The organism is Staphylococcus ureilyticus, from assembly GCF_002902235.1.
GTDB classification, from domain to species: domain Bacteria; phylum Bacillota; class Bacilli; order Staphylococcales; family Staphylococcaceae; genus Staphylococcus; species Staphylococcus ureilyticus.
On the sequence record NZ_PPRL01000084.1, the window covers coordinates 138,752 to 153,619 of the forward strand.

A 14,868-nucleotide genomic window follows, 5' to 3' on the forward strand; every position below is an offset into this window, starting at 1 on the left:
ATATTTTATAATTATGGAAGTGCGTTCGTTATGTATTAGAATCGAATGTAGGTTTAAAGAATAAACAAAGCAAATGAGCCTGGGGGACTACTGATTCATCCCAGGCTCATTCAAAATGATGATTTAGTTTAAGATGTTTTATATCCAAATTTATTTTGGACTTTAAAAAGGTTGTAGACACCTAATTAATCTGCATATACATCTTGAAATTCTGGTTTTTTCTCAATAACTGACTTAGCAAAAGGACATGTCGCGGAGACTTTTAAATTGTTATCACGTGCATAGTCAATTACTGATTTTACAAGTTGTGAACCCAAACCTTGACCACCAAGTTCATCTGGTACACCTGTATGGTCAATGATTATATGATTGTCACCTTGAGATTGAAATGTAATCTCCGCTTGTGGATTATCTTCGTTATCGCCTACATAAAATTTATTTGTACCTTGTTTGATTTCCGCCATTCTAACACCTCCATGTTATTAACATCATATATATTTAATATCACATTTTGCCTTAAGTTAAACAAATTTTAAAATTAAGCATATATTTCAAGCATAAATGATGTTAGTAAAAATTGAAGAATAATAAAAAACCATTGAAAAAATGTAAAAATAAGTTTATAGTTTTAACGGAATAATTTCGATTTGGAGGGGCGTTTTTTGAAAAAAATTATGTTACTTATTCTGACCTGTATATTCATCGTATTGTTAAGTGCATGCGGAAATATAAATTCTGAGAAAAAAGACGTCAGTTCGAACAATAGATTAAAAATATATACGACAGCCTTTGCATTCCAAAGTTTCACTAATCAGATTGGAGGCAAATATGTAGAAGTTGATTCGATTTATCCACCTGGTGCAGATATGCACTCTTTTGAACCGACACAAAAAGAAATGATTAATATCGCTAAAAGTGACTTGTTTATCTATTCGAATGAAGAAATGGATCCCGTTGCCAAGAAAATTGCAAGTTCAATTAAAAATAATAATTTGAAGTTACCTGTTGCTGCACACCTTGATCACCATGATTTAATTTCAAATCATGAAGCACATGACGATCATGACGAACATGAACATCATGAATCACATGAAAGTCATAATCATAGGGGGGAAGATCCACATGTATGGCTAGATCCGGTGTTAAATAAAAAATTTGCTAAGGTGATTAAAAATGATTTGATCGAGAAGGATCCTAAGCACAAAACGTATTACACGCGTAATTATAATCATTTGATAAAGGATATGAATGAAATTGATCATGAGATGAAACGAATCACACAACATCCTAAACGTGATACAGCCATAATTTCTCATGACTCTATAGGTTATCTTGCAAATCGCTATCATTTTAAACAGCAAGGTGTTAGTGGCATGAATAATGAAGAACCTAGTCAACGTGAACTCATGAATATCGTTCAAAATATAAATAAAACTAAACAACCTTATGTATTATATGAACAAAATATAACATCTAAAGTTACAAATGTTATTCAAAAAGAATCTAATACAACCCCACTAAAATTTCATAATATGGCAACCTTATCAAAAGAAGATATAGAGGATAAGCAAATATCTTATCAATCTTTAATGAAAGAAAATATGAAGTCATTAAATAAAGCACTTAATGAGTAATTTTAATATAAAGATAAGAGGTTGAGACAAAAAATTTGTCCCAACCTCTTTTGATTTTGTGATAGAAAGTACCATCATCGTTTTTTAATATACATTTAGTCATTTCAACATGTTTTGTATTTTTCAATAATTAACATTTTTAATCATATCTGATGTAAGACACTGTTGTATTATAATATTCTTCAAGCCCACGAATACCATCAGCGCCTCCAATACCTGACTCTCTCCAACCAGCATGATATCCATTCACAACTTCTTCTGCTTCACAATTTGCATAAACCTCACCAAATTTAAGACGTTCAGTTGCTGTCATTACTTCTTTTAAATCTTCTGAAAATATATAAGATGATAAACCGGCATTTGTGTGATTGGCGTGTTCAATAGCTGCTTCAAAATCAGAATATTTAATTATAGGTAGTACAGGGCCGAAAATTTCTTCTTTAAAAGCTTCGTCGTCTGGACTAACTTGGTCTAAAATCGTTGGTTCATAAAAATAACCAGAACGATTTATGATGCTGCCACCTGTAATTAATTGAGCCCCATTTTGAATTGCCTTTTGAACTTTTTCATCTATGCTTGCTAATTGTTTTTGATTGATAATTGCACCGAAATCAGTTTGATCATCGAATGGATTGCCTACATTTAGAGTCTCCATTTTATCTTTTAGTTTATTAATGAAAGTTTCGTGAATATCATGATGAACAAAGATGCGTTCAGGACAAGTACATACTTGTCCTGCGTTATTAATTCTAGCAGCCACAATGTAATCAACTGCCTTATTTAAATTGGCATTTGGTGTCACTATTACAGGCGCATTACCGCCAAGTTCAAGATTAACTTTTTTAACCGTTTGGGCACTTTTGGCATAAACGGATTTACCCGCGCGCATACTACCTGTGATTGATATTAATTGTATATCTGGATGTTCTGCTAATTGCGTACCTACAGTTTCTCCTTTACCAGGCACAATTTGAATAAGACCCGCAGGAATCGTTGATTGTCGGAACAATTCTGCAATTTTTAAAGTTATTAATGATGTTTCTTCACTAGGTTTTATTATTACAGAACAACCTGAGATTATAGCAGGAATGACCTTTCTCATTAATACCATGATGGGTGCATTCCATGGTACGATACCTGCTGTCACACCAATAGGTTTTTTAGTTAATTGTATCGTCTCATTTTCACGACTATTTTGAATCACTTCACCTTTGCTATTCATACTTTGACTTGTCATATAATCTATAAAGTGTATTGCCTTGTTTATTTCACCGATTGCTGAATTGAGTGTTTTACCTTGTTCTTGAACATATAATTTTGCAATTGTTTCTTTATGTTCTTCTAATAACGGAATTAGCATTTTTACATGGTCAGCACGTGTTGGTTGAGGGACCTTTTCCCATTCTAATTGTGCATGTTTAGATTTTTCCACAGCTGAATTTACTTCGTCTTTAGTCGCAAATGTAATTGTGTCTATGATTTCTTCTGTCGCAGGATTAATGACATTCATTGTGTCATTAGACTCACTTTCTACAAATTGGTTGTTTATAAATAATTTATTCATTACGACACCTCCACACTATGATATATACCACTTATTTGAGCAGAAGAAACGGTTTGAGAAATAATCATAAAACTTTGGTTTTGTTAAGTAATCGGATGTTAGTGTATTTTTTATACTTAATGTGTTGACTTATGTTCAAAAGGGTATTATAATTTATCTCGAAATCGAAATAAATTGAAAGTTGGTGATGCAATGAATCGTACTAAAGAGTCATTGAATACCTTTATTGGTTTAAATCGAACCGTAGATCATTTAGAACAAATCGTTAGAAATGATATTCAACGTTATGGTTTGAATATAACGGAGTTTGCAGTTTTAGAGTTATTATATAATAAAGGTGATCAGCCGATACAACGTATTGGTGACAGAGTTTTAATTGCGAGTAGCAGTATCACATATGTCGTTGATAAGTTAGAAGCAAAAGGATATGTAGTAAGAATTCGAAATATACAGGATAAGCGCGTAACGAATGCTTCAATTACAGAAGAAGGACATGCACTAATGAATGATATATTTCCAGAACATGCAGCTACGTTAGAATCAACTTTCTCAGTATTGTCAAACGAAGAATTAGCAACATTGCAACAAGCTTTAAAAAAATTAAGTGCTCAACCTATCAATAAGTCGTAGCACTTAAAAATTTTATTCAAAATTACTTCGAAATCGAGATAAATATAATGGAAAAAGGAGTTTTATTATGACAAACACTCAATTATTAGGAATACACCATGTAACAGCAATCACAGATGATGCTGAACGAAACTATAAATTTTTTACTGAAGTATTAGGAATGAGACTTGTGAAAAAGACTGTAAACCAAGATGATATATATACTTATCATACATTTTTTGCAGATGATGTTGGTTCTCCAGGTACAGATATGACATTTTTTGATTTTCCTAATGTTCCTCAAGGGCATTCTGGTACAAATTCAATTACACGTCCGTCATTTCGTGTGCCTGATGATGCAGCGTTAGCATATTATGAACAAAGATTTAATGAATATAATATTAAACATGAAGGCATTCAAACATTATTTGGTAAAAAGGTATTACCTTTTGAAGAAGCAGATGGACAAAGTTATCAATTAATCTCAGATGAAAACAATAAAGGTGTGGCAGCTGGTCAACCATGGAAAGAAGGCCCAGTACCAACAGATAAAGCGATTTATGGTCTAGGCCCGATTGAAATAACTGTTAGTTATTTTGAAGACTTTAAAAAGATTTTAGAAGATATATTTGGTATGACAACAATTATAGAAGAAGAAAACGTTGCAGTATTAGAAGTAGGTGAAGGTGGTAATGGTGGCCAAGTCTTTTTAAGAAAAGATGCAACTGGACCAGAAGCAAGACAAGGTTATGGTGAAGTGCATCATGTTTCATTCAGATTAAAAGATCATGAGGCAATATCTAAATGGTTAGAAAAATATGAACGGTATGGTATTGGTAACTCAGGCTTAGTAGATAGATTTTATTTTGAAGCATTATATGCACGTATTGGTCATATTTTGATTGAAGTTTCTACAGATGGACCTGGATTTATGGGAGATGAACCATATGAAACATTGGGCGAAAGCCTTGCATTACCACCATTTTTAGAAGAAAAACGTGATTATATAGAATCAGAAGTGCGTCCATTTGATACAAGACGTTCGCATTAAATTGTGAGATTGCTTAAATCTTAATATTAAAAAGTGAGAGGGTAGTTATTTTATGGAAGATATTAGTCATATTCATCATATTTCGGCGATTGTAGGTAATCCAGAAGAGAATATTCAATTTTATAGAGATATACTCAATTTAAAATTAATTAAGAAAACAGTGAATTTTGATGATCCTTCCACGTACCATCTATATTTTGCGAATGGCAATGTGGATAATGGAACAATATTGACATTTTTTAATTGGCCCAACAATTATAAAGGACGTATCGGTTCTGGTCAGGTTCAACGTATAGCATTTCGAGTGCCTAAAGGATCATTAGAAGATTGGGAAAAACATTTGCAATCACATGGGATAGAAACTGCGAGAACACAATTATTTAATAAAGCTACGGTCGAATTTTCAGATACACATGCGTTACCATTAGCACTTGTGGAAGCTGATGAAGCGCATACGTACGATAGTGGAGAAAATATTATAGGTTTTCATGGTGTTAGCATGCTATCAATTGAGCCGTATCAAACAGTACGAACATTAAATGAGGATATGGGGTTAGAGCTAATAGATGAAAATGAGCGTCATATTCACCTTGAAACTAAAGGAGAATGGCGACACCATGTGATAGTTCAAAAAGAAGTTGCCGATGTGCGTGTACGATGGGGTGTTGGTGTCGTGCATCATATTGCCTGGTCAGTACCTAATGATGAGGAACACAAAGCTTGGCAAATGAAAATGAAAGACAAGGGCTATCATGTAACGGAAGTGAAAGATCGCAATTATTTTAATGCTATTTACATGAAAGAACGTGGTGGCATTATTTTTGAGTTTGCTACTGAAGGACCAGGATTTACGATAGATGAACGATTTGAAGACTTGGGTACACATCTTATGTTACCGCCACAATATGAGGAACAAAGAGAAGCATTATTGAAATTATTACCACCTATTCGAATATAAGTATATTAATAAGGAGATGATAAATAATGGAACACATTTTTAAACAAGGTGATTTAAATGGTCCAACTTTTATTTTATTACATGGCACAGGTGGAGATGAACATGATCTTTTACCTTTAGCACAAGCATTAAATGCAAGTTATAATGTACTAAGTGTAAGAGGAGAAGTTTCGGAAAATGGTATGAATCGTTTCTTCAAGAGATATGGTGAAGGACAATATGATGTTGAAGATTTGAAATATAGAACAAACAATTTAATACAATTTTTAAAAGAAGCGGCTGAAACGTATCATTTTGATTTGACCCAAGCTATACCAGTAGGCTTCTCTAATGGTTCTAATATTGCGATAAGCATGATGTTACACCCAGATATTTCATTTAACAAAGCACTACTTTACGCACCTTTATATCCTTTAGAGTCAGTAAATGACAAAGATTTATCCAATTCCAAGGTATTATTATCAATGGGTGAAAATGACCCTATCGTTTCTGTTCAGGATAGTCAACATGTGATTGATATCTTTAATCAAGCTGGCGCAACAGTTAAACAAATATGGGTGAATAGTCACGAGTTGACACGTGAAGGCATTATTGCGGGCCAATCATTATTAGAAGATGAATAAATAACAATTTAATTAGAATAATGATATGTAAGTGCTGCGATAGCAAAATAAAAAACCTCTAGACCAACTCAATATTATGATTAAATGATGATAATATTGAAACTCTCGTCTAGAGGTTTTTGTTATGATGAATGTGATTTATAAAAGATACCTTTCATTAATATAGGAATTAACAAAATAAAACCAAAGAGTCCCATCAATGGAAATACTTTTCCAATTAACTCAATAAAACCGACAAACGTAATAGCAAATGTAATAATTGCAATAATTATAATTAAAATATAATAATTTTGTTTATATGGTTCTGTGAAACGAGAGGCAAATGCATACATTAATCCCACAACTGTATTATAAATCACTAATACCATGATAATGGCCATAAAATGACCAATCACAGGTGAAATTTGTTTTGCCAATAATAGTGACGGTAACGCTACATTTGTTATTTTTGTAAATTCTGTGACCATACCAAGGTTTAACATTAATAATAAAAACGTTATGACCATGCCACCTAAAATACCACCTAAATATGTTGCCTTTTCAGATTTTATACGTCCCCCCATTACAGAAAGAAAACTAAACGCAGCTGCAATTTGCAAACTGCCATAATTAATTGCATCAAACCACCACCATTTATCTGTACGTGTTCCACTATTGGCATATTGCGACGCTGAATCAAAGTCAAAACTTCCAGTAGTGAAATAATAAATAGCAATTATTGATACAATAATAATTAAAAATGGTGTAACCATACCTAAAACAGTGATTAAACGATCAAATTTTAAGCATAAAGTAGCCAAGATAATAATGACTAAAATCAAAGCGCTAATGACATAAGGTATACCAAAATTTTCATGAATCGTTGAAACGCCACCAGCTGTCATTATCATAGCTAATGCAAGTAAAAACAGTGTTAAAATCATATCAAAAATTGTCGCAATTGTTCGAGGTAGGTAAAACTTTATGGGCTCAGTATGGCTGTGTGAACGCAATCGGTAGCCTGTATTTAATACCAATACACCAGCTATGGTAATGATAAATCCGGTGATAATAACGCCTAAAACACTAAATTTACCATTGCTAGTAAAAAATTGGAAAATTTCTTGGCCCGTCGCAAAGCCGGCACCCACAACAACACCTACAAACGCAAAAGCAACGATGATACTTTCTTTTAAACTAGACATATAATTGGAATCCTTTCTTGCCATACATATGGTAATCATACTTATTTAATAAACATCACAATGATTTATTTTATCTTAAACGAAACGAGAAATAAATCATAAAGTTCATATCATATATACATTTGTATTTTTTGAGAGAACGGAACAGCTCTAAGGTTGAGTAAACAAATTGAAAATATTCATAAAGGCAGAACCTAAAAAAACTAGGCTGCATACCCATGGAATTTAGGGATTAACAGCCTAGAAAATGGTGCTTTGATTAAGTTTACAATTTAAGAGAACGGCGTTTATAAATAGTGTCGTTTTCTATATTTTTATGAAACAACGTAGCATTCGCCGAGTTGTTTTTTTGAACTTTTAGTCACTGGATACGGCATCATTTCATTATCATTTTATGAAGAAGTCATGGATAAAATTAGTTGACAAAACGGTCATGCATCAATACTTTTAACACATCAATTTTTTCTTGTATATCTTTACCAGTATTAGTATCACGTATTTTTTTACGTTTTAACTCTTTGTCTACCACGCGTCTTATAGAAAGCTCGTCAGCCCCATTGAGCAAGACATGTTTTTTAGAATTAAAGTGTTGGTGTGCTACAAGCTGCATTCCAAAAGAATTATAGAGTAAAGTATAGCCGGCAATACCAGTTGTAGATTGGTAGGCTTTTGAAAATCCACCGTCGATGACAATCATCTTACCATTTGCTTTGATTGGGTTTTCGCCGTCAATTTCTTTAACTGGTGTATGGCCATTAATTATATGTCCTTCTTCTGGATCTAAACCGAAATCTTTTAACATTTTTTTGCACATATTTACGTCTTCACGTAAATAATAATAAGGGTTTTTAGTTTCTTTATGTGCTGATTTATCATTAATAAAATAACGTTCAAATGTTGTCATTGCTCTTTTTCCAAATAAGGACGAATACTTACCTGTCCATAGATACCAAACGAGATCAGTTGCTAAATCATCATGTATGTCTTTATGGTCAAATGCCTCTCTTACAAAGTATTCGAAATGGTCAAGCAAATCTCTGCCATAGCATTTTTCACCATCAATAACCATAGATTCCATTTCTCCATTTTCATCCACAGGAATACAACCATGAATTAGCAGATTGCCATTATAAGGAAGGTAAAGTTTCCCTTTTTGCATTAAAAATGTCATGTGACGTTTTAATTTTTCAGATTGTTGCACTGATAATAATAATTTTTCTATTACTTCGTGTTCATCTTCAGTTAATGCGTTAGGGTTGCTTGGATCAATTGTTTGGAAACAAGTATGTTCTAAAGCATAAGTTTTACCGTATAGTGTGGCTGTATGATTTTCATAGTCGATGCTTTCCAACACTAATCGTTCTTCCATTTCAAAGTTAGGTCTACGCTTAATGATAGGTGCTTCTAGTTTAAATTGGATGATTGCGATTGCTTGGTGAATTTTAGTGATTTGTTCTATTTCGGATTGAGACAGTCCTTCAGCATTTTTAGGTTTGAAAGCAGGATTGTCACCTGAATAGTATTTTTCAGCAAGTGTTAATAATGGACGTAAATTAATACCATAAGCATCTTCAATAATGTCTAAGTTATCATAACGCGCACAAATTCTGAGTAAATTTGCTAAGCACACTTTAGAACCAGCATAGGCACCAATCCACAACACATCATGATTTCCCCATTGTACATCAACAGAAGGATAGTCAATTAAGGTGTCCATGATTTTATCAGGTTCTGGACCACGATCATAAATATCACCTACAACGTGTAAATGGTTCACCACGAGATGTTGAATTGTAAAGGACAGACCGATAATCAGATCATCTGATTGTTCGAGTTCAATAATTTGATTCATTAGTGTCTGATAATATGAATGTTTATTATTATATTTATTACTTTTATATAACAACTCTTCTATTATAAAAATATAATTTTTAGGTAAAGTTTTGCGTAATTTTGTTCGTGTATATTTAGAAGAAGCATAAGTGACTAATTTGATAAGACGATTAATCGTTGTGATATACCATTCATCTAAGCGCTCTTTTGAGGTGAAACTATTTTTAATTAATTTTAATTTTTCTTCTGGATAATATACAAGTGCCGAAAATTCATTTATTTCTTGGCGTGTCAAAGTATCTTGAAATATATCACTGATTTTAGAACGAACATTTCCTGAACCATTTCTTAATACATGTTGAAATGCATGGAATTCTCCATGTAGGTCACTGACGAAATGTTCCGTACCTTTCGGAAGTTCTAAAATAGACTCAAGATTTATAATTTCAGTTGCTAATTCCTCTCTGTTATTAAATTGTTGAGATAATAAATCTAAATATTTTTCTTTTACACTTTTTTCTGTTGCATCATGCATTATTTATGTCACTCCAATTAGGTAGTTTTGTTACTCATTCTATTTAATAAAACGTTTCCATTGTATGTGTAATATTGTAGCATTATTTTTGGGGTGAGTGTCTAGTATTGATTACATTATTTATACTATCTTTTAATTAATGGGAATGGCTTCATTTTTTTGTCAAAAAAGCGGAAAAATTGTTAAAAATAATGATGTTACTCAAATAAGCAAATTCTCATATAAATGTAAATATTGTAAAAAACATACATTTTTTTGAATTAGAAAAATAAGTATTTAACCCTATAATTGTAAAAATACACATATTATTTAAAGCGATAAAAATAGCTTGATAACAATTGTTTTGAGCGTATTGAAGGTGGTTTGGAATGTATTTGCAAAAAATATTTTTTAAATAGCGGTTTAAAAATTTTTAAACTTTTGTATAATAAGTGCATGTAACAAAATTATACAAAGGGAGTTTATTTTATGTTTACTTTGGGAGCATCGTTATCGAGTCAAGTAAATCCAAACTGGCAGACATATATTATGCTTGGTGCGTATTTTGTTGTGCTATTAGTCATTGGATATTACGGCTATAAGCAAGCGACAGGTAATATCAGTGAGTATATGTTAGGTGGTAGAAACATAGGGCCATATGTTACAGCATTATCTGCGGGAGCATCAGATATGAGTGGTTGGATGATTATGGGATTGCCTGGTGAAGTTTATACGACAGGATTATCAGCTGCATGGTTGGCAATCGGTCTGACTATTGGTGCATACATAAATTATCTCGTTGTAGCCCCACGGTTACGTGTGTATACAGAAAAAGCTGGAGATGCAATAACATTACCTGATTTCTTTAGAAATCGTTTAGATGATCAATCAAATGTGATTAAAATTATATCAGGTGGTATTATTGTCGTGTTCTTTACACTGTATACTCATTCTGGAATGGTTGCAGGTGGTAAATTATTTGATAGTGCTTTTGGTTTAAACTACCATTTTGGATTATTATTAGTTGCTATTATTGTAATTGCGTATACTTTCTTCGGCGGATATTTAGCCGTGTCGTTAACAGACTTTTTCCAAGGGGTAATCATGTTAATTGCTATGGTCATGGTACCAATAGTAGCGATGATGCAATTAAGTGGATTGGATACTTTATCGCAATCGGCAGATTTGAAACCGACAAACCTTGATTTATTTAAAGGTACAACGGTTATTGGTATCATATCATTCTTTGCTTGGGGCTTAGGTTATTTTGGACAACCACATATTATTGTGCGTTTTATGTCTATTAAATCAGTGAAACAATTACCGACAGCAAGACGTTTTGGCATAGGTTGGATGGCAATTAGCTTACTGGGTGCAGTTGGTGTAGGTCTTGTAGGTATTACATTTGTCAATCGTGGTGGTGTAACACTTGAGGATCCAGAAACACTGTTTATATTAATGGGTCAAATATTGCTCCATCCACTTGTGGGCGGTTTCTTACTTGCAGCTATTTTAGCAGCGATTATGAGTACGATTTCGTCACAACTATTGGTGACATCAAGTTCATTAACTGAAGATTTTTATAAATTGTTCCGTGGTGAGGAAGCAGCAAAAAAACATGAAAAGGAATTTGTTTTTGTGGGACGTATGTCAGTTGTTTTAGTTGCAATTGTATCAATTATCATTGCATGGTCACCTAATGACACAATTTTAAATCTTGTAGGTAACGCTTGGGCAGGTTTTGGAGCTGCATTTGGACCACTTGTATTAATGAGTTTATATTGGAAAGGTTTAAGTCGTACTGGTGCAGTCAGCGGAATGGTTTCAGGGGCAATTGTTGTAATTGTTTGGATTGCGTTTGTTAAACCATTAGGTGAAATTAATGATTTCTTTAATTTGTATGAGATTGTTCCAGGATTTTTAACAAGTTTAATTGTTACCATTTTAGTTAGTAAAATGACGAAGAAACCTCAAATTGATGTAGAAGGCGATTTAGAAGAAGTTCGTCAAATAGTAAAAGGTAATAAGTAATCATTATCATAGTAGTTTGATAAAGGGGTAGTATTTTGATTATATAAATATTCAATGAGCACATAAGTAATAGAAAATTTTCTGCTCAAAATTTTAGGGAGAAATTAAAGATCGTGAAAGACTAACTTCAAAGGGGGAAGTTAGTCTTTTTTTATAAAAAAATCAGACAAAAACCCTTCGGATTTTGTCTGATTGCTAAGATAGATATCAGTTATACGAGCAAGTGACGTAAAAAGTTTTAAACTAAAGCAAAGCGTACACTTATTGATGTGTGCGATTCTTTTTGTAGATACGAATAAAGAGATATACGACAGCTATAGCGATGATGACATACATAATATATGAATAAGTGTGTAAGCCATTCATTAACGTATCAAAACTGTTGCTCAACATGCTACCTAAGAAGATGAGTGCAATGTTCCAAATTGTAGTACCTATTAACGAAAGAATAGTAAATAATACAATATTCATTCTATTAATGCCTGCTGGTATGGTGATTAATACGCGTAAAACAGGAATAAAGCGACAAAGAAAGACTGCAATAGCACCGTATTTTTTAAACCATTCATTAGCGCGAGCAATATCTTTTCCTTTGAGTTTGATCCATTTTCCATATTTATCAACAAAACGATATAAACGTGCTTCAGAGACGATACTACTGATGTAATAAAGTATGATTAAACCGATTAACGATGAAATGGTAGATATGATAAAAAGTAAAGGTATGGATAAATCAGATTTAACTGTCATCAGTCCTGCAAATGTCAAAATAATTTCAGATGGAATAAAAGGTAATATATTTTCTAATAGGATTAATATTGCAATAGCAGTATAACCCCACGAATTTATAAAGTTTGTCAGTATTTGTTCCATGACGATAAGTGTCGCTCCTTTTCTTAATCAAACATGATGGTATTTTTTAATTACTTCTGTATTATAATCTAAATTAATGTGTAATGCATATTTAAGGTAATATAAAGATAATTAATAAATTTGTTGCCTTGAAATTTCAATGAAGTTACGGATTTAAGAGCAACTTAATTCAACTAATATTATAGTGAAGATTTAGATTTTTAAAGAACTGGTGTTAATACCTGTCACATAAACTGTGTACGCTGCTCATAAGAATGAATGAGGTATTATCATAAAATGAAAAAAGTAGTTGTAAGCGATTTCATATTGTGGTAATATCTAGGCACACAATAGGTCATATGATGACTAGTGAAATAGGGAGAGAGTGTGGGTAAAAAAATGGAACAAAAAAGAACAAATATAAGATGGTATTTTGCTATTGCGTTTTTCATTATAGGTGTAATTGCTTATATGGATAGATCAAATATTTCCATTATTGCAGGACCTATGATGGAAGATTTACATTTGACGAAAACACAGTTTGGTTTATTAGCATCATTTTTCTCGTTAGGGTATGCGTTGATGCAAGTACCTTCAGGTTTTTTGGCAGAAAAGTTTGGCTCTAAAAAAATGTTAACAATTGCGCTCGTATGGTGGAGTGCTTTCACGATTTTAACTGGTGTTGTTAAAAATCATGGTTTATTATATGCTGTACGTTTTTTATTTGGTATAGGTGAGGCACCTATGTATCCTTCGAATGCAGTGTTTAACTCATTTTGGTTTGCTAAAGGTGAAAAAGGACGTGCTTCTAGTGCATTGTTAGCAGGTTCATATTTTGGACCAGTGATTGCACCTGTAGTTACGATTGCTATCGTTAATATGTTTGGATGGCAAGCTGTATTTTATATTTTTGGTGCTATTGGTATTGTCATTGCATTATTATGGATTATTATTTCAAAAGATTTACCGGAACAACATAAAATGGTAAATGAAGCAGAAAAAAGATATATTATGGAAAACCGTGATATCATAAAAACAGAAAAAAGTAACGCGCCGTGGAATATCTTCTTAAGAAGATTTAGCTTTTATGCATTGGCTGCACAATATTTTGTTGTGCAATTTGTTGTGTCACTATTCTTAATATGGTTACCTACATATCTAACGGAACAATATAATGTTAAATTAACCGACCCTGATATGGCTTGGGCAGCAGGTGCACCATGGATTGCTATGTTCTTATTAATATTATGTGGCGGTGCAATCTCTGATAAGCTATTACAAAATGGAAAATCAAGATTTGTTGCGAGAGCATCCATTGCAATCATCGGTTTTGTGGTATTTTGTATCTCATTATTCATGTCAATTCAAACAAACAATTTAGTAGCAAATGTGCTGTGGTTGTCATTATGTTTAGGCGGAATAGGAATTGCTACAGGAATGAGTTGGGCGGCAGCTACAGATTTAGGACGTAATTTTTCTGGTTCAGTATCTGGCTGGATGAATTTATGGGGCAATATCGGTGCATTGCTGAGTCCTTTATTAGCAGGTATGATGGTTGATATTGTTGGTTGGACAGTGACGTTGGAATTAGTTATTATCCCAGTAGTATTTGCAATAATTATGTGGTTTTTTGTTAAACCGGATCAACCGTTAATCATTGAAAAAGAAGAACTTTAATACCCTTATAAACAAACTTTGCAAGAGCGATTATCTCAGGAGGTTATATATGATTTTAGTAACTGCAGTAATGAAGATTAAATCTGAACATAGAGAAAATTATTTAGCAGAGGTTGAACGCTTAGTCATTGCAGCAAATCAAGAAGCAGGTGCATTATATTATGCGCACTTTGAAAATACAAATGAACCTCAAACTTTTGCTTTTATAGAAAAATATAAAGATCAAGCTGCTTTAGAAGTACATAATCAATCTGAACATTTTCAAACATTTTTTAAAGAAATAGAAACTTATTTACTTGAAGCGCCTAAAATAGAAGTTGCTACAATTAAATAATTAA

At 32.6% G+C, this 14,868-nt stretch carries 13 protein-coding genes; 8 read left to right on the top strand and 5 right to left on the bottom strand.

Annotated elements, in window-relative coordinates; all coding sequences use genetic code 11:
- Nucleotides 1–185 precede the first annotated feature (185 nt).
- A complete protein-coding gene (locus CD150_RS09055; RefSeq protein WP_073344186.1) occupies nt 186–464 on the bottom strand; it encodes a GNAT family N-acetyltransferase in 279 nt (92 codons plus the stop codon).
- Between the two features lie 198 nt (nt 465–662).
- On the opposite strand from CD150_RS09055, the gene CD150_RS09060 reads away from it, so the two are divergent.
- Nucleotides 663–1,634: a metal ABC transporter solute-binding protein, Zn/Mn family gene (locus tag CD150_RS09060; RefSeq protein ID WP_103161512.1), complete on the top strand. Its 972-nt coding sequence runs from the start codon at nt 663–665 to the stop codon at nt 1,632–1,634.
- A gap of 139 nt (nt 1,635–1,773) precedes the next feature.
- On the opposite strand, the gene aldA is transcribed toward CD150_RS09060, so the two are convergent.
- Nucleotides 1,774–3,198, bottom strand: coding sequence for an aldehyde dehydrogenase (aldA, locus tag CD150_RS09065; RefSeq protein ID WP_073344180.1), 1,425 nt, complete (start codon nt 3,196–3,198; stop codon nt 1,774–1,776).
- Nucleotides 3,199–3,390: 192 nt separating this feature from the next.
- Here aldA and CD150_RS09070 point away from each other — a divergent pair, with 192 nt between their 5' ends.
- The 4 genes from CD150_RS09070 to mhqD all read left to right on the top strand — a co-directional run bounded on the left by CD150_RS09070 (nt 3,391) and on the right by mhqD (nt 6,439).
- Entirely contained in the window at nt 3,391–3,828 is a 438-nt protein-coding gene (locus tag CD150_RS09070; RefSeq protein WP_046206973.1) for a MarR family winged helix-turn-helix transcriptional regulator, read from the top strand.
- Between the two features lie 67 nt (nt 3,829–3,895).
- Nucleotides 3,896–4,858, top strand: coding sequence for a ring-cleaving dioxygenase MhqE (gene mhqE, locus CD150_RS09075; RefSeq protein WP_103161513.1), 963 nt, complete (start codon nt 3,896–3,898; stop codon nt 4,856–4,858).
- 52 nt (nt 4,859–4,910) lie between these two features.
- On the top strand, nt 4,911–5,816 hold the full coding sequence (locus CD150_RS09080) for a VOC family protein (RefSeq protein ID WP_073344174.1): 906 nt from the start codon (nt 4,911–4,913) through the stop codon (nt 5,814–5,816).
- A 26-nt stretch (nt 5,817–5,842) separates the two neighbouring features.
- Nucleotides 5,843–6,439: a methylhydroquinone degradation carboxylesterase MhqD gene (gene mhqD, locus CD150_RS09085; RefSeq protein WP_046206782.1), complete on the top strand. Its 597-nt coding sequence runs from the start codon at nt 5,843–5,845 to the stop codon at nt 6,437–6,439.
- 122 nt (nt 6,440–6,561) lie between these two features.
- Here mhqD and CD150_RS09090 read toward each other — a convergent pair whose 3' ends face one another.
- The gene (locus tag CD150_RS09090) at nt 6,562–7,623 is read right to left on the bottom strand and encodes a YkvI family membrane protein (RefSeq protein WP_103161514.1); all 1,062 of its coding nucleotides are present in this window, start codon (nt 7,621–7,623) and stop codon (nt 6,562–6,564) included.
- Nucleotides 7,624–8,038: 415 nt separating this feature from the next.
- Complete coding sequence (locus CD150_RS09095) at nt 8,039–9,991, bottom strand: fructose-bisphosphatase class III (RefSeq protein WP_040029774.1); 1,953 nt, start codon at nt 9,989–9,991, stop codon at nt 8,039–8,041.
- A 468-nt stretch (nt 9,992–10,459) separates the two neighbouring features.
- Between CD150_RS09095 and putP the strand changes: the two genes are divergently transcribed.
- A complete protein-coding gene (gene putP, locus CD150_RS09100) occupies nt 10,460–12,001 on the top strand; it encodes a sodium/proline symporter PutP (RefSeq protein ID WP_103161515.1) in 1,542 nt (513 codons plus the stop codon).
- Between the two features lie 261 nt (nt 12,002–12,262).
- Here the strand turns inward: putP and uptA are convergent, their stop codons facing one another.
- On the bottom strand, nt 12,263–12,874 hold the full coding sequence (uptA, locus tag CD150_RS09105) for an undecaprenyl phosphate transporter UptA (RefSeq protein ID WP_046206785.1): 612 nt from the start codon (nt 12,872–12,874) through the stop codon (nt 12,263–12,265).
- A gap of 378 nt (nt 12,875–13,252) precedes the next feature.
- On the opposite strand from uptA, the gene CD150_RS09110 reads away from it, so the two are divergent.
- Both CD150_RS09110 and CD150_RS09115 read left to right on the top strand, forming a co-directional pair.
- On the top strand, nt 13,253–14,530 hold the full coding sequence (locus CD150_RS09110; protein WP_070037731.1) for a pyruvate MFS transporter: 1,278 nt from the start codon (nt 13,253–13,255) through the stop codon (nt 14,528–14,530).
- Nucleotides 14,531–14,579: 49 nt separating this feature from the next.
- Nucleotides 14,580–14,864, top strand: coding sequence for a putative quinol monooxygenase (locus CD150_RS09115; protein WP_073344165.1), 285 nt, complete (start codon nt 14,580–14,582; stop codon nt 14,862–14,864).
- Nucleotides 14,865–14,868: the final 4 nt, after the last annotated feature.

Coding starts and splice junctions, on each gene's coding strand:
- CD150_RS09055 (WP_073344186.1), bottom strand. CDS start 464: ATGGCGGAAATCAAACAAGGTACAAATAAATTTTATGTAGGCGATAAC.
- aldA (WP_073344180.1), bottom strand. CDS start 3,198: ATGAATAAATTATTTATAAACAACCAATTTGTAGAAAGTGAGTCTAAT.
- CD150_RS09070 (WP_046206973.1), top strand. CDS start 3,391: ATGAATCGTACTAAAGAGTCATTGAATACCTTTATTGGTTTAAATCGA.
- mhqE (WP_103161513.1), top strand. CDS start 3,896: ATGACAAACACTCAATTATTAGGAATACACCATGTAACAGCAATCACA.
- CD150_RS09080 (WP_073344174.1), top strand. CDS start 4,911: ATGGAAGATATTAGTCATATTCATCATATTTCGGCGATTGTAGGTAAT.
- mhqD (WP_046206782.1), top strand. CDS start 5,843: ATGGAACACATTTTTAAACAAGGTGATTTAAATGGTCCAACTTTTATT.
- CD150_RS09090 (WP_103161514.1), bottom strand. CDS start 7,623: ATGTCTAGTTTAAAAGAAAGTATCATCGTTGCTTTTGCGTTTGTAGGT.
- CD150_RS09095 (WP_040029774.1), bottom strand. CDS start 9,991: ATGCATGATGCAACAGAAAAAAGTGTAAAAGAAAAATATTTAGATTTA.
- putP (WP_103161515.1), top strand. CDS start 10,460: ATGTTTACTTTGGGAGCATCGTTATCGAGTCAAGTAAATCCAAACTGG.
- uptA (WP_046206785.1), bottom strand. CDS start 12,874: ATGGAACAAATACTGACAAACTTTATAAATTCGTGGGGTTATACTGCT.
- CD150_RS09110 (WP_070037731.1), top strand. CDS start 13,253: ATGGAACAAAAAAGAACAAATATAAGATGGTATTTTGCTATTGCGTTT.
- CD150_RS09115 (WP_073344165.1), top strand. CDS start 14,580: ATGATTTTAGTAACTGCAGTAATGAAGATTAAATCTGAACATAGAGAA.